At 64.9% G+C, this 19,673-nt stretch carries 15 protein-coding genes; 10 read left to right on the top strand and 5 right to left on the bottom strand.

What is annotated here, in order from left to right; all coding sequences use genetic code 11:
• Positions 1 to 66 precede the first annotated feature (66 nt).
• Positions 67 to 1,464, bottom strand: a complete 1,398-nt coding sequence (gene astD, locus JY451_01405; protein ID QZH76491.1) for a succinylglutamate-semialdehyde dehydrogenase — start codon at positions 1,462 to 1,464, stop codon at positions 67 to 69.
• 105 nt (positions 1,465 to 1,569) lie between these two features.
• The gene (locus JY451_01400; GenBank protein QZH75314.1) at positions 1,570 to 2,973 is read right to left on the bottom strand and encodes a YdiU family protein; all 1,404 of its coding nucleotides are present in this window, start codon (positions 2,971 to 2,973) and stop codon (positions 1,570 to 1,572) included.
• Positions 2,974 to 3,035: 62 nt separating this feature from the next.
• Here JY451_01400 and JY451_01395 point away from each other — a divergent pair, with 62 nt between their 5' ends.
• From JY451_01395 to JY451_01365, 7 genes are all read left to right on the top strand, one after another.
• Complete coding sequence (locus JY451_01395; protein ID QZH75313.1) at positions 3,036 to 3,911, top strand: alpha/beta hydrolase; 876 nt, start codon at positions 3,036 to 3,038, stop codon at positions 3,909 to 3,911.
• Positions 3,908 to 5,056, top strand: a complete 1,149-nt coding sequence (locus tag JY451_01390) for a glycosyltransferase family 4 protein (protein QZH75312.1) — start codon at positions 3,908 to 3,910, stop codon at positions 5,054 to 5,056. The genes JY451_01395 and JY451_01390 overlap by 4 nt, the downstream gene beginning before the upstream one ends.
• A 202-nt stretch (positions 5,057 to 5,258) precedes the next feature.
• Positions 5,259 to 5,969: a tetratricopeptide repeat protein gene (locus tag JY451_01385; protein ID QZH75311.1), complete on the top strand. Its 711-nt coding sequence runs from the start codon at positions 5,259 to 5,261 to the stop codon at positions 5,967 to 5,969.
• Entirely contained in the window at positions 5,966 to 7,351 is a 1,386-nt protein-coding gene (locus JY451_01380; GenBank protein QZH75310.1) for a PQQ-binding-like beta-propeller repeat protein, read from the top strand. The genes JY451_01385 and JY451_01380 overlap by 4 nt, the downstream gene beginning before the upstream one ends.
• Positions 7,352 to 7,514: 163 nt before the next feature.
• Entirely contained in the window at positions 7,515 to 8,867 is a 1,353-nt protein-coding gene (locus JY451_01375) for a protein-S-isoprenylcysteine methyltransferase (GenBank protein QZH75309.1), read from the top strand.
• Between the two features lie 520 nt (positions 8,868 to 9,387).
• A complete protein-coding gene (locus tag JY451_01370) occupies positions 9,388 to 10,716 on the top strand; it encodes a TrkH family potassium uptake protein (protein QZH75308.1) in 1,329 nt (442 codons plus the stop codon).
• A gap of 16 nt (positions 10,717 to 10,732) precedes the next feature.
• Positions 10,733 to 11,365 carry a TrkA family potassium uptake protein gene (locus JY451_01365; protein QZH76490.1) on the top strand — a complete coding sequence of 211 codons (633 nt, stop codon included), beginning with the start codon at positions 10,733 to 10,735 and terminating at the stop codon, positions 11,363 to 11,365.
• Positions 11,366 to 11,642: 277 nt separating this feature from the next.
• Here the strand turns inward: JY451_01365 and JY451_01360 are convergent, their stop codons facing one another.
• Positions 11,643 to 12,557: a 4-hydroxybenzoate octaprenyltransferase gene (locus JY451_01360; GenBank protein QZH75307.1), complete on the bottom strand. Its 915-nt coding sequence runs from the start codon at positions 12,555 to 12,557 to the stop codon at positions 11,643 to 11,645.
• Positions 12,558 to 12,596: 39 nt separating this feature from the next.
• On the opposite strand from JY451_01360, the gene JY451_01355 reads away from it, so the two are divergent.
• A complete protein-coding gene (locus tag JY451_01355; protein QZH75306.1) occupies positions 12,597 to 13,352 on the top strand; it encodes a 16S rRNA (uracil(1498)-N(3))-methyltransferase in 756 nt (251 codons plus the stop codon).
• Positions 13,353 to 13,444: 92 nt separating this feature from the next.
• Positions 13,445 to 14,830 carry a glutamate--cysteine ligase gene (locus JY451_01350; GenBank protein ID QZH75305.1) on the top strand — a complete coding sequence of 462 codons (1,386 nt, stop codon included), beginning with the start codon at positions 13,445 to 13,447 and terminating at the stop codon, positions 14,828 to 14,830.
• On the opposite strand, the gene JY451_01345 is transcribed toward JY451_01350, so the two are convergent.
• Positions 14,827 to 15,216 (bottom strand): VOC family protein, encoded by a 390-nt coding sequence (locus JY451_01345; protein ID QZH75304.1) that lies wholly within the window; start codon positions 15,214 to 15,216, stop codon positions 14,827 to 14,829. The genes JY451_01350 and JY451_01345 overlap by 4 nt on opposite strands.
• Before the next feature lie 154 nt (positions 15,217 to 15,370).
• Here JY451_01345 and soxR point away from each other — a divergent pair, with 154 nt between their 5' ends.
• Positions 15,371 to 15,811 (top strand): redox-sensitive transcriptional activator SoxR, encoded by a 441-nt coding sequence (soxR, locus tag JY451_01340; protein ID QZH75303.1) that lies wholly within the window; start codon positions 15,371 to 15,373, stop codon positions 15,809 to 15,811.
• 425 nt (positions 15,812 to 16,236) lie between these two features.
• Here the strand turns inward: soxR and smc are convergent, their stop codons facing one another.
• A complete protein-coding gene (gene smc / locus JY451_01335; GenBank protein QZH75302.1) occupies positions 16,237 to 19,659 on the bottom strand; it encodes a chromosome segregation protein SMC in 3,423 nt (1,140 codons plus the stop codon).
• Between the last annotated feature and the right edge of the window lie 14 nt (positions 19,660 to 19,673).

Raw genomic sequence — 19,673 nt, 5'->3', positions numbered from 1 at the left:
CGGGTCGTGTAAGTGAGGGGTCGCGCCAGGGCGTTCGTGCTTAGCGGCACGGACGCCCTGAAACGTTTAACTGCCCGTAAACCCAACGCCCACGCTCGCGCGCGGTTGCACCACCTCGGTGCTGGTAACCGGATAGGCGCAGTAATCCGCCGCGTAGAAGGCCGCCGGGCGATGGTTGCCCGAATAACCGATCCCGCCGAACGGCGCGGCGGAAGATGCGCCATTGGTCGGGCGGTTCCAGTTGACGATCCCGGCGCGGATATTGGCCCAGAAGCGGTTGTACTGCTGCGGCGTGCCGCCGATCAGCGATGCCGACAGGCCGAACCGGGTGGCATTGGCTTCGGCAATCGCGGCGTCGAAATCGTCCACCTTGATGACCTGCAACAGCGGTCCGAACAGCTCGACATCGGGGCGGTCGGCCATGGCAGTAGTGTCGATGATCGCCGGGGTCAGGAACGGCAGGTCGTCCTGCAAGCGGCGCATATGCTTGATCGCCTTGCCGCCATGCGAGAGCAGGTAGACGAAGCTTTCGGTCAACTGGTCGGCGGTGCGGTTGTCGATCACCGGGCCCATGAACGGGGCGGGCTCGTCAAACGGCGCGCCGACGATGATGCGGTCGGCCAGCTTGCGCACTTCGGCGACTACTTCGTCGTACATGCTCGCCTTGACGATCATCCGCCGCGCGGCAGTGCAACGCTGCCCGGCGGTGGTGAAGGCGCTCTGCACCACCAATGTGGCAGCATCGACGATACTCGGCGTGTCCCACACCACGATCGGATTGTTGCCGCCCATTTCCAGCGCCAGGATCTTGCCCGGATCGCTGGCCAGCTTCTTGTTGATCGCAATGCCGACCTGCGCCGAGCCGGTGAACAGCACGCCGTTGATGTCGTCGTGCGCGACCAGCGCCTTGCCTTCTTCCGGCCCGCCGATCAGCAACTGGACCACACCTTCGGGGATACCCGCGCGGTTGAACAGTTCCACCAGCCGTTCGCCCACCGCCGGGGTCTTTTCCGATGGCTTGAGAATTACCGCATTGCCTGCGAGCAGGGCCGGAACCATGTGGCCGTTGGGCAGGTGCGCGGGGAAATTGTAAGGGCCAAGCACGGCCATCACCCCATGCGGCTTGTGCCGCAATGCGCTCGTTCCTTGGAGGGCGCTGTCCAGCTTGCGCTGGCCGGTGCGTTCGGCATAGGCGCTGATGGAGATATCCACCTTGGCCATTACCGCTTCCACCTCGGTACGCGCTTCCCAAAGCGGCTTGCCGGTCTCGCGCGCGATCAGCTTCGCAAAGTCTTCCTGATCGGCACGCACTTCGTTGACGAAGCGTCGGAGCAGCTCCATCCGGTTGGCGAGCGGTAGGGCCGCCCATTGCGGCCAGGCTTCGCGTGCGCGGGCCACGATCCGGTTCACACTACCATGCGCTCCGCGCCACAATTCGGCGCCGGTCGCGGGTTCGAACGAGATCAGTTCCTGCGTGGCTGGCAATGTAAGTCCGCTTTCGTCAGATGGGTTGCGGCTCCTTAGAGCCTGTTGCGCGCGGGTGCAAAGTTACGTTTGTGACCATGCGCGTCAGTCGCCGCGATGGCCCGCCGGGGTGGGCGGCTCGCCCAAGGCGTGCCCCATCTTCCGGATCGCGGTGATCTTCACTTCGAGGGGCTGCCAGTCGTCACCTTGGGCTATTGCATCCCACAGCGTTTCGACCTCGTCTATCAGCATGGTTACGGGCAGACTCTCTTGCCAATAGGGGTCCTCCCCGGCGGTCGGCGCAAAGCCATCCAGCGCCTCGGCCAGCTTGCCCTCCGCCGCGCGGCCGCCACGGTGCCTGTAAAAGAATGCATCAGGGCCGATGCCGGCTTCGCGCATGGTCACTTCCGCCGCGCCGACCAGCGCCGAATCGCTTTCCGGCCCGCGCTGCTCCACCCCCAGCCTCCAGCAGAACCGCCGCATCATCGCTTCCCCGTAGAGAGGCCCGAACCGTTCGAGCGCGGCGATCAGCGGAGCGGAATCGGCTAGCGGGCGCAGCGCAATGGCAAGTTGCCCCAGGTTCCAGCGGATCGCCTCAGGCTGGCGGCCGAAGGCATAGAGCCCGTTCTGGTCGAAATAGGCGGCGGTGAAGGCCGGGTCCCATTCGGGCAGCCAGCGCCATGGCCCGTAATCGAAACTTTCCCCGGTGATATTGATGTTGTCGGTGTTGAGCACGCCGTGGACGAACCCGGCCACCATGTAGCTGGCGGCCAGATCGGCCAGCCGCTCGGTCACCTGATGCAGCAGGATCACTGCCGGCTCATTCCGCCCCGGAGCATCTGGGGGCGGAGGCGGACCGGGATAGGTGGCGAGGCAGTAATCGACCAGCTGGGCCAGCGCGGCGTGTTCCTCCAGCGCCATCAACCGCTGGAAGCTGCCGATGCGGATGTGGCCGTGGCTCAATCGCACCATCACGGCAGAGCGGGTGGGCGAAGGTTCGTCCCCGCGCCACAGTTCCTCGCCCGTCTCGATCACCGAGAATGTCTTGGAGGTGTAAACGCCTAGGGCCTCGAGCATTTCGGTGGCAAGAATTTCCCGAACCGCGCCCTTCAGTGTCAGCCGCCCGTCCGCCGTGCGGCTGTAGGGCGTGGTGCCGCTGCCCTTGGTACCGCAATCGAGCAGGCGACCCGCTCCGTCGCGCAACTGCGCAAACATGAACCCGCGCCCGTCGCCGATTTCCGGATTGTACACCCGGAACTGGTGGCCGTGATAGCGCAGCGCCAGCGGCTGCGGCAGGTTGCCAGGCAGCGGCTGGAACTGGCCGAAATGCTCCGCCCATTTCGCATCGGTGAGACTTTCGAGCCCCACCGCCTTGTCCCAGCGGCGGTTGCGGAAGCGCAATTCGTGGCGCGGAAACTCCGCTGCCACCACCGGATCGGCGATGAAATGCGCGATTTCGGCGATTTTCGGGTCCGGGCGATAGGGTGCAGGTTGCGGTTCGTTGCGCATCCTAGCATTAGTGGCCATCGACACCGCTCACCGCAAGGTGACGGCAATTTTCAGGAGCATCTGTGGTCGCAATTCCCTATCGGGACGGGAGCTGGAAAAGCGGTGACGGCTTGACGCTGCATTATCGTGACTATGCAGGCCGCGATGATCGCCCGCCGATCCTGTGCATACCCGGCCTGACCCGCAACGCCCGCGATTTCGAACCGGTTGCTGATGCCTTCGCGGGCGAATGGCGGGTGATCTGCGCCGACCTGCGCGGGCGGGGGGACAGCGACTACGCCAAGGATTCCGCCAGCTATACGCCTGCGAACTATGTCAGCGATATCGCTGCGCTGTTCGAGCAGGTTGGGCTGGAGAAAGTGGTGGTGATGGGCACGTCGCTGGGCGGGATCGTCACGATGCTGCTCGCCGCGCAGGATCCAGGCCGGTTCGCCGGAGTGGTCCTGAACGATATCGGCCCGGATATCGAGGAGTCGGGGCTGGAGCGGATTCGCGATTACGTGGGGCAGGGGCGCAGCTTCCCGACCTGGATGCACGCCGCGCGCTCGCTCAAGGATACCAGTGCGCTTGCCTATCCCGATTTCACGATGCCCGACTGGCTCAGGCTCGCCAAGCGGCTGATGGTGGTGGGCGGCAGCGGGCGCATCGCCTTCGACTACGACATGCACATCGCAGATCCCTTTGCCCATGCCGGGCCGGTGGAAGGCGAGGCGGCAGGGGCGAATATGTGGCCTGCGTTCGAAGCACTGGCGGGCCGGCCGGTGCTCGCTCTGCGTGGCGAGCTGTCGGATATTCTTTCTGCTGCCACCCACAGCCGGATGGCCGCTACCTTGCCCGACTGCGAAGCCGTAACCGTGCCCCGCGTGGGCCACACGCCGACGCTGGAGGAGCCCGAAGCGCAGTCAGCCATCGCCCGGCTGCTGGGGAGGGTCGCATGACCAAGGCGAAACCGCCCAAGATACTCCACCTGCATTCGACCTTCGATGCGGGCGGCAAGGAACTGCGCAATGTCCGCCTGATCAACGCCTGGGGGCGCGAGGTCGATCATGCGATCGTTTCGGGCGATCTGGAGAAGCGCGGCGCGGCGCGGTTGATCGGCAGCAAGCCGCGCGTTAGCTGGCCCAAGTTCCCGCTGCTTTCGGGCAATCCCACGCCCGGACGGCTGGCCAAGCTGGCCAAGGCGATGGCGGGGTACGACCTGATCTGCACCTACAACTGGGGCGCGATCGACGCGGTGATAGCGCACACGGTGTTCGCCGATGCCTTCAAGCTGCCGCCGCTGGTCCACCATGAGGATGGCTTCAACGAGGACGAGGCACAGCGGCTCAAGAAGCGCCGCAATTGGTATCGCCGCATTGCGCTCGGTCGCGCGGCGGCGCTGGTGGTGCCGTCCACGACGCTGGAGGATGTCGCGCTCAACGTCTGGGACCAGCCGCGCACCCGCGTGCGGCGCATTCCCAACGGTATCGACACCCGCGCCTGCGCCGCTCCGCCCAAGCGCGACATCCTGCCGCGCCTGCTCAAGCACAAGGGCGAATACTGGATCGGTTCGCTGGCCGGTCTGCGCAAGGTCAAGCAACTCGAAGTGCTGATCCGCGCCATGCCTTCGCTGCCGGAGGAGTGGCAACTGGTGATCGCGGGCGAAGGGCCGGAACGCGAATTCCTGCTGGCCGAAGCCGAACGGCTGGGGCTGGAAGACCGCGTGCATCTGCCCGGCTTCGTTGCCGAACCGCACAAGCTGATCGGCCATTTCGATATTTTCGCGCTGTCCAGCCAGTCCGAACAGTTTCCCATCTCGGTGGTAGAAGCGATGGCGGCGGGCCTGCCGGTGGTGGCCCCGCGCGTGGGCGATGTCGGCAGCATGGTGGCAAGCGCCAACGGGCCGCTGCTGGTCGATGCGGGGGACGCCGACGGGCTGGCGCGGTCGCTGGCCCGGCTCGCGGGTGACGCCGAGGAACGCCACCGGATCGGCACCGCCAACAAGGCGAAGGCGCGCGAGGAATTTGACGAGGCAAAGATGATCGAACGCTATCGTGCGCTCTACTGGGGCCTGATGGCGAAGTATCCGCGCCCCGCCACGTAATCACCTGCTTCATCCACCATTCACCGCAACGGGGACAGGTGTGCCTCTTCGATTGAAAAGGGCAGGCTTGCGCCCTAAGAGCGCAGCCTGTTCGATCGAAACCAGAAACAAGATATAGACATTGGCCCTACCTCCTACTCCGATAGACCCGTCCGCACCGGACAAAGTTGCCCCCCGCCGCGATGCCGAGCAGGACATGCTCATGCGCGAAGTGGACGAGGCGGTGCGGCAGGACCAGGCTGCCAGTTTCGCCAAGCGCTATGGCGTGCCGATCGGCGGCGCGGTTGTGCTGGCATTGGCGGCATTCGGCGGATTTCTCTGGTGGCAGGAAAGTCGCGAGAACGCGCTGGAAGAGCAGTCCGAAGCGCTGGTGCAGGCGATGGACGAACTCGATGCGGGCAATGTGACCACAGCTGACGAGGAACTGGCCGCGCTTTCGGAAGGCACTGATGGCGCAGCTGCTGTTGCGGCCATGCTCCGTGCGGGGATCGCTTTACAGCAGGATCGCCCGGCCGATGCCGTCGTTCTGTTCGACAGGGTGGCGAACAATGCCGAGCTACCGCAGGAACTGCGCGATGTCGCCGCAATCCGCTCGGTCAGCGCGCAATATGACGATCTCGATCCGCAGGCGGTGATTGATCGGCTTGGCCCGCTGGCGCAGGCGGACAGCCCTTATTTCGGCAGCGCGGGCGAACTCGTGGCCCACGCTTACCTGGCGCAGGGCAAGAACGACCAGGCCGGGCCGTTGCTGGTGGCGATCGCCCGCAGCGAGGACGTTCCGCAATCGATCCGCGGGCGCACCCGGCAACTGGCCGGGCTGCTCGGTTTCGATGCGATCGAGGATGTCGACGCCGCGCTGGCGGAAATTACCGGCGAAGAACCGCAGGATGCGGCAGTCGAGCTGGCGGAATGAAGGCGAACGGACCGAATATGAGCAAGACCAACTTCCGCATGAAACCGCGCTTCCGCCTCGCCGCTACCCTGCTTGCAGGCGCGCTGGCGCTGGCCGGATGCGAAACGCTGGGCATAGGCGGCGGCGGCAGCGACGAGGATGAGACGCCTACGGTCGGCAATCGCCAGCCGATCCTCTCGCGCATTGCCACCGAGATCGTCGCCGATCCGCAGCTCGCCAATGTCGCGGTGGTCGTGCCTCCGGCGCAGCCCAATACCGACTGGCCGCAGGGTGGCGGGAACGCTGCCAAGGTTTCCGGCCACGTCACGCTTTCGGCCACCCCGTCGCAGGTCTGGACCGCTTCGATCGCCGGGACGACAAACACCCGCCGCCTCGCTTCCGCACCCGTGGTGGGCAACGGGCTGGTTTATGCGGTCGATACCTCTGCTGTGATCCACGCTTTCGATGCCGCCACCGGCGCGCGCCGGTGGGAGCATCGCATTGCCGTTTCGCGCAATCTTGAGGATGCGACCTTCGGCGGCGGCGTGAGCTTCGATGCGGGGCGCGTCTATGCCACCAACGGTGTTGGCGATGTCGTCGCGCTCGACGCTGCCACCGGCACCCAGATCTGGCGCGTCACCCCCGCAGGCCCGCTGCGCGGCGCGCCGACCGTGGCCTTCAACACCGTGTTCGTGATGACGCAGGACAACCAGATCTTCGCGCTCGATTCGGCCACTGGCGAAGTGAACTGGCAGAAGGCCGCCGCTTCGGGCCAGCAGGGCGTGTTCGGCGTGGCCGCTCCCGCAGCCGGGCAGGGCACCGTGCTGGCGGGCTTCTCCAGCGGTGAGCTGGTCGCCTATCGCTATGAGAACGGCCGCGAATTGTGGTCCGACGCGCTCGCGCGCACCTCGATCTCCACGCAGGTCGGCACGCTGAACGATGTCGACGCCGATCCGATCATCGATCAGGGCCGCGTCTATGCGCTGGGGCAGGGCGGGCGCATGGCCGCCTACGAATTGCTCACCGGCCAACGCATCTGGGAACTGACGGTGGCGGGGATTTCCTCCCCCACAATTTCCGGCGAGTGGATTTTTACCCTGACCGACGATGCCCGCCTGCTGGCAATCCAGCGCAACACCGGGCGGATTCGCTGGATGACCCAGCTCGAACAATGGCGTGAGCCGGAAGACCGCGAAGGGCCGATCTTCTGGACCGGCCCGGTGCTCGCCAGCAACCGGCTGTGGATCGCCAGCTCGCGCGGAGCAGTGCGCTCGGTTGACGTGATGACCGGTGAAGCGACCGATTTCACCCGGCTCGATGCAGGTGTCTCGCTGCCGCCGGTGGTGGCGAACAACACCATGTATATCCTCGACGATCGCGGACAACTGACCGCCTGGCGTTAACAACTTTCCACTTCAGTCAGCCCGGACCTGTTCCGGGCCAGTGCTTCCTTTTTCCTTCCACTGAGAAGAAAAGCACCGGGCCCGGAACAAGTCCGGGCTGACAAGAGGGAGAGGGCCGCGCGTTTCCTTGGCTTTAACCCTCAAGGGTTATGCAAGGAGGGCAATGAGCGCCGATCAAATCCGGTCGCGGCCCCCCGCCAGCGACGTTTCCCCGTGGGTAGGCGTGGTGGGCCTTGTCACCCTGCTCGCCTACGTGCTGTTCGCGCGTTCCTTTCCGGAGCTTTCCGCCGCGCTCGGCTACCCCAACGATTTCGGGCGCCTCTCCGGCCCGCACTCCGCCTTGCTGGCAATGGTGCTGACCGGCGCGGCGATGGCGGCGTGGTCGGTGCTGGTGGACAAGGTTCACCGCAATCCCACCACCGGGATCGACTGGGACAAGCCCCGCAAGTGGGGCGAGATGACCGATGTCTCGATCACCAAGCTGGCGGGCCTCTGGGCGACCTGGTTCCTGATCGGCGGGCTGTACTGCCTCGGGCGCTGGTACTGGGACGGCAATTACCTGTTCGCCATGCAGGTGCTCGGCGCCTGCGCGGTGCCGCTGGTGGTGCTTTCCGTCCCCTATGTGCTGTGGTTGGACCGGGTGCTGGTCAACCCGCGCGATCAGGCGTGGCACTTCGGTGCAATGCTGATCGGGCGGGATGCCTATGATCTGGAGCAGGTGAAGAAGCACTGGCGCGCGTGGATCATCAAGGGGTTCTTCACCGCCTTCATGATCTCGATCCTGCCGATCGGCTTCGCCACCGTGGTGAATGCCGATGTAACTGACATCCTGAACGACCCCGTGCGGCTGGGCGTGTTCCTGTTCGAAGTGCTGTTCGTGATCGACGTGCAGGTGGGCACGGTGGGATACCTGCTCACCATGCGCCCGCTCGATGCGCATATCCGCAGCGGTAATCCCTATCTCGCGGGCTGGCTGGCGGCCTTCGCCTGCTATCCGCCGCTGGCATGGGGCGTGCTCGGCAATATCCTGCAATACGAAGTGAACACGGCCGACTGGGCCTTCTGGTTCGCCGACTTTCCCGCGCTGCTGTGGCTCTGGGCGGCCTGGCTGGTGTTCCTCACCGCGATCTACGCCTGGGCGACCATGGCCTTCGGCATCCGCTTTTCCAACCTCACCTATCGCGGGGTGCTGACGAACGGCCCGTACCGCTTCACCCGCCACCCGGCCTATGTGGCGAAAAACCTGTTCTGGTGGTGCTCCACCCTGCCGTTCCTCGTCACCAGCCATTCGCCGGTGGACATGATCCGCAATACGGCGTTTCTGGGGGTGGTGAGCGCGATCTACTACTGGCGCGCGCGGACCGAGGAAGCGCACCTGCTGGCCGAGGACGCGAAGTATCGCGAATACTACGACTGGATGGAAGAGCACGGCCTGCTGACATCGCGCCTCTCGCGCCTGCTGCGTTGGGCGAACCCGCGCAAGGGCCGGGCGATGGAACCGCAAGCGGCGGAGTAAGTCACTTCTCCCCTCCTCTTCAGAGGAGGGGCCGGGGGTGGTGGGCGAGCGAAGCGAGCCTCACTCTGTCGGGCAGGTGCGACCTACCGGTCGCAATACCACCCCCAACCCCTCCCTTGAAAAGGAGGGGGGTTCGACTTCCCGCTTTCCTACTGCACCAGCCTTGGCCTAGCGCTGCTGCGCCTGTCCGCTCGGTGGTTCGGGCCTGCTCTTTCTCCTCGTCGATCTCCGCCTGCAACAGGCGATAGTTGGTGGCCAAAAACGCAATCCGAGATTTCCTTCGCTTGCCAGTGGGCTACGGGGAAATCGCCTTGTTGCGTCAGCTTTCGGGATAACATTCGCATTCCGCCAATGGCCGACTTTGGGGTGGAAAGCTGACTCGGCGGTTACAGACTTTGAACGTCTAAGTAAGACGCTAGATCCGCTGCGTTGAGGAAAGCGCAGCTCTCCGAGGATTGCGCATTGTTGATCTCCGGCGTTACGCTTTACTCGACACGGGAACCCGCCCAGAGCTTCCTGCATGAATGGCCTGCGCGATCCGATTCGTCTGATACCGGTCCTGTTCTTGTGTGCGATCGGGATTGGCACCCTTTTCCTGAGCTTGCCAATTGCGACAGCGGAGGGGGTTCGCGCGCCCGTCCTTACCGCGCTTTTCACCTCGGCGTCTGCTGTATCGGTCACCGGCCTGATTGTCGTTGACACCCCCACCTACTGGTCTTTTTTTGGACAAGTCACGATCCTGTTGCTGTTTCAGATCGGCGGCTTCGGGATCATGACTGCCGCCACGTTGTTCGGCTTGATGGCGGGGCGCGGCTTCGGCCTTCGTGAGCGGATGGCGACCCAGGTCGAACGCAGCAGGTTGGAAACAGGTGATGCGGCCTCGGTCCTCAAGCTGGTTCTGAAAATCACCATTGCAGTGGAAGTGGTAGTCGCACTTGTGCTCACAGTCCGTATGATGACCTTCTACGATATGCCGCCGGGAGAAGCGATTTGGCATGGAGTTTTCCACGCGGTCAGCGCTTTCAACAATGCAGGCTTTTCGTCTCATTCTGACAGCGTAATGGGATACCAGACCGATCCGGTAATTCTCATCCCGATCATGCTGGCAGTGATCCTTACGGCGCTTGGGTTTCCGGTCATGCAGGATATTCGCGCCAATCGCTTACGCTGGCGACGATGGTCTCTCCACACGAAGGTAACGCTGGGCGGCACCGGCGGGCTGCTAATGGTTGGCTTCTTCGCAATGCTGGCCATGGAGTGGCAGAACCCGGCAACGCTTGGACCTATGGATTTTGGGGCCAAACTTCTCAATGCCGCTTTCCATTCAGTGATGCCTCGCACGGCGGGCTTTAACAGTCTGGACGTAGGAGCATTCCACGATCAGACGCTGATGACGAATTATATACTCATGTTCATCGGCGGCGGCAGCGCGGGAACTGCCGGAGGAATCAAGGTAACCACCTTTTTCGTCCTGTTCGCCATCGTTCTTTCCGAAATTCTGGGGCGTCGCGACGCAGGGCTTTTCCAGAGGCGGTTTGGTCGTGCAGTCGAACGACAGGCGTTGTCGGTTGCAGTGCTGGCTGCGACGATGATCATTGTGGCAACCATGTATATCGCGTCGATAACGACCTTGCCGCTTGAAGAAATTCTCTTCGAGACGATTTCTGCGTTTTCGACCGTTGGTCTTTCGACCGGCATTACCGCCGATCTGCCCCCTACCGGTCAACTCGTTATCGTCGCGTTGATGTTCGTCGGGCGGGTCGGAACGATAACCGTTGCCACTGCACTTGCATTAGGTGGTCGCGAGCGACCTTATCGCTATCCAGAGGAGAACCTCATTGTCGGCTAAGAAACGCAGGCCCGTAATCGTCATTGGCCTCGGTCGCTTCGGCGGTGCCATAGCCCACACGCTCGAGCGCATGGGCCATGAAGTGCTTGGTGCCGATACCGATCCCCGAATAGTCCATGAATTTGCCCCGGGCCTTACCAGAGTGGTTGAAGCTGATTGCACAGACACAACGACCCTTGAGAAGTTGGGGATAGCCGACTTTGAAGCTGCCGTGGTTGCGATCGGCACAGATATTGAAGCCAGCGTTTTGACTGTGCTGGCTTTGGCCGATCTTGGAATTACGAATATTTGGGCCAAAGCGACAAACGAGAAACACGCGCGAATCCTTGAGCGCACTGGTGCGCACCATGTCGTCTTTCCCGAACAGCGAATGGGTGAACGTGTCGCGCACATGCTCAATGAGCGGTTGCTCGATTTCATCTCCTTTGGCGACGAATTTGCCATCGCTCGATTGGCGGCCCCGGAGGTAATTGTTGGGCTACCATTGGTAACAAGCGAGTGCCGCAGAAAGTTCAGCGTGACCGTTGTCGGAGTGAAGCGTGAGGGCGAGGATTTTATTCATGCGGTGCCCGACACGATCATTTTCCCGAACGACGAGCTGGTGGTGTCTGGACGGATTGCCGATATTGAGAAGTTCTCGGCTATCTGACTTATCAGTATGGCTGCGCCTGCGTCCTGCTTTGCAGGTGGTGTGAACGGCAAGTAGGGGGTCGCTAGCCGAATGGCGGCTTTTACCGCCGAAACCACCATAGCTGCCTCAGGATTTTACGGCCATCGCGTCTGCACAGCGAGAAATTGCCCAATTTTTCGACGGCCTGAGAACTCCCTGTCCAGCAAGGGCGCAAAACGGCGAACGCGATTTTGGTGTCACCTTTGTGTAAACTTTCACCCTGCACCGCCGCCAGCCACCCCCAGCTTCCCGACCCTCAACTCCCCGCATTCCCCACAATAAAGCACGCCGCCGCCACCAGCGCCCCGGCAAAGCGGTTCGAACGGAACCGCGCCAGCGGATTGGCTCCATCGGCCGGATCGAGGCTCACCACCTGCCAGGCCAGATGCAGCGCCGCCGGAACCAGCGCCAGCAGCGCCAGCAGGTCGCTCCGCAGCAGCCAGAAGGCCAGCGCCCACAGCGCCACTGCCAGCGCATAGAACAGCGCCACCCCGCCGCGCACATGGCTGCCGAGCCGCAGCGCGGAACTCTTGATGCCGACCAGCGCGTCATCCTCGCGGTCCTGCAGCGCATAGATCGTGTCGTAGCCCATGCACCAGAAGAACGCCCCGCCCCACAGCGCGAACATCACGTCGAGATTGTCGGGCCGCAGCGCCGTCCACCCCACCAGCGCGCCCCAGGTGAACACCAGCCCCAGCCACGCCTGCGGCCACCAGGTGATCCGCTTCATGAAGGGGTAGGCGGCCACCAGCCCGAGGCTCCCTAGCGCCACATATTGCGAGAGGCGCGAAGGCAGCGCGAGCAGCACTGCCAGCCCGGCGAGGCACAGCAGCACCAGCCACACCCACGCCGCCGTGCGGCTCACCCGCCCGCTGGCGACCGGGCGCGCCGCGGTGCGCGCCACCTTCCGATCCAGATCGGCATCGACGATGTCGTTGTAAACGCATCCCGCGCCGCGCATCGCCACGCTGCCGAGCAGCAGCAGCAGGACCAGTTGCCACTGCAATCCCGCGCCGGTCAGCCAGACGCCCCAGGCGCAGGGCCAGAACAGCAGCCACCAGCCGATGGGCCGATCGAACCGCGCCAGCAGCGCATAGTCGCGCAGCGGTTGCGGCAGGCGTTCGGCGAGGCTGCGGTGTTCGGTGTCCGGGGTAAGCGTTTCGGCGGTCATGACTTGCCTGTTAGCCTCCACTGGCCCTAGTGGAAAGCCATGCCCGCAACCCCCGCCTGGCCCCCGCGCTCCGCCCCGCGCCTGTTTGTCGAGCAGGAGCTTTCAGCCGAGGCGCAGATCGTCCTTGAAGGCCCGCAGGCGCACTATCTCGGCCGGGTGATGCGGGCAGGGCAGGGCGATGTGGTCCTGCTCTGTGATGACCTGACCGGCGAATGGGCCGCCGAGGTGGTCGAAGCGGGCAAGCGGTCCGTCGTGTTGCGCGTGGTCGAGCACCTGCGCCCGCGCGAGCAGGTGCCCGATCTCTGGCTGGTCCCCGCGTTGCTCAAGAAGGACCGCTTCGACTGGGTGCTGGAAAAGGCGACCGAACTTGGCGCGGCGCGGATCGCCCCCGTCATCACCCGCCGCTGCGTGGCCGACAAGCTGAATGCCGAACGCGCCCGGAGCATTGTCACCGAAGCCGCCGAACAATGCGCCCGCACCGCGCTGCCTGAAGTGGCCGAGCCGGCGAAACTCGACACCCTGCTGCGCGACTGGCCCGCAGACCGCACCCTGTTCTTCGCCGACGAACTGGGCGGAGAGCCCGCCGCGCAGGCCTTCACCGCCCATCCGCCGCCCGCCGCGATCCTGATCGGCCCCGAAGGCGGCTTCGACGACAGCGAACGCGAACTGATCCGCGCACACCCGGCGGCGAAACCGGTCACCCTCGGCCCGCGAATCCTGCGCGGAGAGACCGCCGCCGTGGCCGCACTGGCGCTATGGATGGGCACGGCAGGCGATTGGCGCAAACAAGATTGATCCGCACCATTTATGGTGATGGGGGCACAAGCTTTTTTACAGGTGGCAGCTTGCAACCCATCGGCTAAAGCGCGGCGACTAAGGGAGAGACTATGAGCACGCGCAAGGCATCGGCGGCAGACCTGATCCGCATCGAGAGTCGCGACCAGCTGGTCGAGCCGATGCAGCGCGGCGAAAAGCCGGAGAGCCAGTGGCGCATCGGCACCGAGCACGAAAAGCTGGTCTACAAGACCGACGATCACCGCGCTCCGTCGTATCACGAAGAAGGCGGCATCCGTGACATCCTGATGGCGATGCGCCAGTTCGGCTGGGAACCCGTCGAAGAGGCAGGCCCGGACGGCCTGGTGGACGTGATCGCGATGTCGGGCGAGGACGGCACGATCAGCCTCGAACCCGCGGGGCAGCTGGAGCTTTCGGGCGCGGCGGTGGAAACCCTGCACCAGACCTGCGCCGAAACCGGGCGGCATCTGACGCAGTGCAAGACCGTGGGCGAGAGCTGCGATGTAGGCTTCCTCGGCCTCGGCATGTGGCCGGACAAGACCCGCGCCGAACTGCCAGTGATGCCCAAGCAGCGCTATGCGATCATGATGCGGCATATGCCGCGCGTCGGCACGATGGGGCTGGACATGATGCTGCGGACTTGTACCATCCAGGTTAATCTCGATTACTCATCTCAAGCGGATATGGTGAAGAAGTTCCGTACCGGCCTCGCGCTGCAGCCGCTCGCGACTGCGCTGTTCGCCAATTCTCCGTTTACCGAGGGCAAGCCCAACGGCTTCCTCTCCTATCGCAGCCACATCTGGTCGGACACCGATCCGCAGCGCACCGGGATGCTGCCCTTCGTGTTCGACGGGGAGTTCGGCTACGAACGCTATGTCGACTACATGCTCGATGTGCCGATGTACTTCGTCTATCGCGACGGCTTGTACATCGACGCCGCCGGGCAGAGCTTCCGCGATTTCATGCGCGGGGAACTGCCCGCGCTCCCCGGCGAACTGCCCACGGCGAGCGACTGGCAGGATCACCTCTCCACCGCCTTCCCCGAAGTGCGGCTCAAGAGCTTTCTCGAAATGCGCGGTGCCGATGGCGGGCCGTGGAACCGCATCTGCGCGCTGCCCGCGCTGTGGGTGGGCCTGCTCTACGATCAGACCGCGCTCGATGCGGCTTGGGACCTGGTGAAGCACTGGACGATGGAAGAGCGCGAGGCGCTGCGCGATGCCGTGCCTGCGCAGGCGCTCGCCGCGCCGATCCCCGGCGGCGGGACGCTGCGCGATCTGGCGCGCGAAGTGCTCGATGTCGCTCACGCCGGCTTGGTCGCGCGCGGGCGGCTTAACAGCATGGGCGACAACGAGACGGGCTTCCTCAACCCGCTGCGACAGATTGTCGAGAGCGGCAAGGTTCCCGCGCAAGTTCTGCTCGACAAGTATCACGGCGAATGGGCCGGAGACATTTCGCGGGTCTATGAAGAGAGCTTCTAGGCCCCGACTAGCGTGTAGCTGACCACTTCGAACTCGATCCCATCCCAGTCGAAAAAGTAGAAGGTGCGCGGGCCGGGTTCGTAGGTGCCGTGGCTAAACGGTTCGAGGCCATGCGCCTTCACCACCGCTTCCGCCGCATCGAGATCGGCGACCTGCAGCCCCAGGTGATTGAGCGGCTGGCCCTTGCTGTAATCCCCCGCCACATCCTCGCGCGAATAGAGCGAGACGTAGCAATGGGCTGAACCGACATGCGCGGTTTCTCCGCCCAGATGGTGCGGCCCGCGCCAACGCACCTGCCAGCCGAGCATTTCGCACAGCAGTTTCGCCAGCCGATCGATCTGCGTGACCGACAAGTTGGCGTGTTCGAGTGTTCCTGAATTTTGCATTCCAAGCTCCTGTTTCAATGCGCATTTGCTCGCTCGGCCAGTCGCCCGCGAATCAACACGCTTGCCCCTTGTGCAACCTCAAGCTAAGTTGAGGTCAAGCAATTTGGGAAAAACTGTTCACAGGTAGGGGATTGGCCGTGGGGAAGTGGCGAGCATGACCGAGGCCCGCTTTGTTACTATTGGCGAATTGTCCCGCCGCACCGGAGTCGCGGTCTCGGCGCTGCGGTTCTACGAGGAGAAGGGCCTGCTCGATCCGGTCCGCACCGGGGGCAACCAGCGGCGCTTCCTGCGCGGCGATATCCGCCGGGTCAGCTTCATTCTGATCGCGCAGAAACTGGGGCTGGGGCTGGCCGAAATCGAGGAACAGCTCGCCGGCCTGCCGCACGGCCGAAATCCGACGCTGGCTGACTGGCAAAAGATCAGCCGCTCGATGCGCGCCTCGATCGACGCGAAGATCAAGCTGCTCAACCGCACCCGCAACCAGCTCGACCAGTGCATCGGCTGCGGCTGCCTGTCGCTGACCAAGTGCCAGCTCTACAACAAGGACGACAAGCTTGGGTTGAAAGGGCCGGGGCCGAGGGCGGTGCTGGATTGATCGAAAGCGGCTGGCGTCGAATTTGCGAACATTGGCGAATTGGTTGAAAATGCCTCGTATGAAACAGATCACCGAAGCCGAAGCACTTTCCGAGGCAGAGCGTCATTCTATAGGTAATCGTCACGAAATAGAGGTGAGCCGGTATGCCGGTTGCCTCTCATGTTGCGCTACGTTTGAAGCCAATGAGATTGTAAATTGGCGGGACGAATGGACTGAACCAGAGAAGCAGAACCGATTGAAGCGGTGGACCGCAAAGTGCCCAAGGTGCGAGCAGCCGACTGTCATAGGCAGTGCTTCAGGGCTCCTCGACAACCAAGCGTATCTTCCGATCGTGAGTGGAATGCTGGCGCGCATACCGAAGAAGAGGAGTTGAGGTCCACTCCCCACTCCAATCGGACGCTCCTTTCACTCCGCCACAGAACGTATCACTCCGCCGCCAGCGCCTCAGCCTCGCCCAGGTCCACGCTCACCAGCCGTGAGATCCCCTTCTCCACCATCGTTACGCCGAACAGGCGGTGCATCCGGCTCATGGTGACGGCATTGTGGGTGACGATGAGGTAGCGGGTCTGGGTTTCGCGGACCATTGAATCGAGCAGGTCGCAGAAGCGCTCGATATTGGCATCGTCGAGCGGCGCATCCACTTCGTCGAGCACGCAAATGGGTGCCGGATTCGTTAGGAACAGCGCGAAGATAAGTGCTGTTGCGGTTAATGCCTGTTCGCCCCCAGACAGCAAGCTCAGCGACTGCAACCTCTTCCCGGGCGGCTGCGCGTAAATCTCCAGTCCGGCTTCCAGCGGATCGTCCGAATCGACCAGCGCCAGATGCGCCTGCCCGCCTTCGAACAGCCGGGTGAACAGCCGCCGGAAATGCCCGTCGACTTCCTCGAACGCCGCGCGCAGCCGTTCGCGGCCTTCGCGATTGAGGTTGCCGATCGATCCCCGCAGCCGGTGCACGGCTTCTGCCAGTTCGGCCTGCTCCGCCGCGCTGGTGCCGTGGTCGGCCTCCATTTTCGCCAGTTCATCGGCGGCAACCAGATTGACCGGGCCGATCCGCTCGCGGCTGGCGGTGAGCGCGTCCATCGCCTCGGATTCCAGCCCCGCATTGCGCACGCCCTCGGCATCGAATTCGAATCGCGAGGGCAACAGGACCGGCGGGCACTGGAACCGTTCGCCCGAAATGCGCGCCATTTCCTCGCGCCGCTGCTCCTCGTTTTCGGCCCGCGCGGCAAGAGTCGCCCGCGCCTCACGGATCGTGGCGAGAGCCTCGTTTACCTCAGCCAGGGCGGAATCGGCACGCCGCGCTTCGTCCCCGGTCTCAGCCACCGCCGCTTCCGCCAAGGCCAGTTCGGCCCCCAATCGCGCGCGCACCGCTTCGCCGCCTTCGATCTCGCGCAGCAGGCCCGCTGGCTTCGCGGCGATCACCGCGCGTTCCTCGGCAATTTCGGCGAAGCGCGATTCCATCCCGGCGAGGCGATTGGCGGCATCGCCCGCGCGCGCCTGCCAGCCGCGGATATCGGCGCGCTGGGTCGCCACCCGCTCGCGCAGCACCGCCAGCGACTGGTCGTGCGCGGCGAGCCCGGCAGTCGCGGCCTGCAAGGCGGTGCGCGCTGCTTCATGCCGCGCCCGCGATGCTTCAAGCGCCGCGCGCCCCACTTCGGGATCGGGCAACGCCGCCAGCCGCGCCTGCGCCGCCTTGAGTTCGCCCGCCGCCAGTTCGCGCTGCCTGGACTGATCCGCCAGCGACGCCGCCAGTTCCTCGTGCCGCGTCGCCAGCCGCTCGCGCCGCGCCTCGGCCTGATCAAGCGCCCGCAATGCTGCACGCTCTAGCTCCGACGCTTCGCCCAAGGCCCGCTCGCGCGCCACCAGATCGCGTTGCAGCGCCCCGAGTGCTTCCTGCGCCACGCCCTGTTCGTTCTCCGCCGCTGCCGAAGCTGCACGCAAGGCAGGGAGCGAAGTCTCCAGTTCCTTCAGCCGGTTATCCGCCTCCAGCCGCGCCGCTTCCGCCGCGCCTTCGCCGCGAGCAACGAAACCGTCCCACCGGCGCAGGAAGCCCTCGCGCGTCACCAGCCATTCGCCCGGAGCCAGCGCCCGCCCGTCATCGGCATCGGCAACGTGCACCAGCGCCAGCCGAGCGGCCAATTGCGGCGGGCAATCGCGCACGTGCTTTCCCAGACTGTCCGCCACAGGGGAGGGGGCGGGTGATCCGGTCCAGAACCGTCCCTCCGCCTTGCCTTCCGGCGCACCCAAGGGGGACTTGGCATCGCGCCCCAGCACCGCTGCCAGCGCGCGCTCGTACCCCGGTTCCGCCGCCACCCGGTCGAGCGCGGCGGGCAGGCCGTGCTTGTTCGCCTGTTGCCGCGCGCGCGCCTGCCGGTCGCGGTCGAGCGCGAGGAACTCGCGTTCCACTCCGGCGAGCTCGGCCTTGGCGGTGGAATGCGCCGCCGCAGCCGCATCGCGCGCTTCGGCCAGCGCATCCTTACGCGCGCGTTCGGAGTCCAGCGCGGCGCGAAGCTCAGCCAGCCGCGACTGCGCCGCGCCAACCGCCGCCTGTGCCGCCAGCACATCCGTCTCGGGATCGCTCTCTCCCACCAGAGCCGCCTGCGCCGCCACGGTCCGCCGCGCCTCGCCCTCCAACCGCTCCAGCCGCGCCTGCGCCTGCGCTATTTCGGACTGCGCCACGCGCCAGTCGGCTTCCACCCCGGCATGGTCCGCCGTCGCCCGCGCCAGTGCCAGTTCCGCCGCGCGACCGGCACGTTCGGCATCCTCCGTGCGGGCGTGGAGCGCAGGCCGCGCCGCTTCGTCCGCCGCCAGTGCCTTCTCACCAGACGCAAGCGCGCTTTCGAGGTCCTGCAAGGCCTTTGCCGCGTCCTGCGTCATCCGGTCGGCTTCGAAGCGATCCTCTTCCAGCCGCGCCTTCTGCCGGTCGAGATCGCGCAGCCTTTGCTCTGCCGCTTCAAGCTGGGTGGCGAGCGAGGCCATGCGGTGGCCATGCGCGCTGGCATCGTCGCGCCGGTCGGCGAGGTCATCGCGCAGTTCAGCAAGCTTGGCGGCCAGTTCGTGCTGCGCCTTCTGTGCCAGCCTGGCTGCTTCCTGCGCCGCGCCGACCTGAGCGTCGGCCACCTTGGCCTCCTCGCGCGCCTTCTCCGCCGCCGCCGCCGCATCGCGCCAGCGGGCAAACAGCAGCCGCGCTTCGGCGACACGAATCTGGTCGGACAGCGCGCGATACCGTTCGGCCTGCTTGGCCTGCCGCCGCAGGCTGGCGATCTGCGTATCGAGCCCCGCCATCAGGTCCTGCAACCGTTCGAGGTTCTTCTCGGTCGAGCGCAGCTTTGCCTCGGCATCCCGGCGACGGACGTGCAGGCCCGCGATCCCCGCCGCTTCCTCCAGCATCATCCGCCTCTCGGTGGGGCGGGCAGCGATTACCTGCGCGATCTTGCCCTGGCTCACCAATGCGGGCGAATGAGCGCCGGTGGCGGCATCGGCGAAGATCAGCGAGACGTCCTTCGCGCGCACATCGCGACCGTTCAGGCGGTAGGCACTGCCCGCGCCGCGCTCGATCCGGCGGACGACATCGAGCTCCTCGCCCTCGTCATCGCGGGCGTAGAGCACCACTTCGGCGAAGTCGCGCGGCGGGCGGGTGGCGGTGCCCGCGAAGATCACGTCCTCCATCCCGCCCGAACGCATCGATTTGGGCGAGTTTTCGCCCATCACCCAGCGGATCGCTTCGAGCAGGTTGCTCTTGCCGCAGCCGTTGGGGCCGACAACACCCGTCAGCCCCGGCTCAATGCGCAGTTCGCTTGGCTCGACGAAGCTCTTGAAGCCGCTCAGCCTGAGCTTGCGAAACTCCATTCTGCCTCGCCCCC

Source organism: Erythrobacter sp., assembly GCA_019739335.1.
In the GTDB taxonomy this organism is placed as follows: Bacteria; Pseudomonadota; Alphaproteobacteria; order Sphingomonadales; family Sphingomonadaceae; genus Alteraurantiacibacter.
Note: the sequence above shows the minus strand (reverse complement) of the source record. Positions and strands in the feature narration are given on the sequence as shown.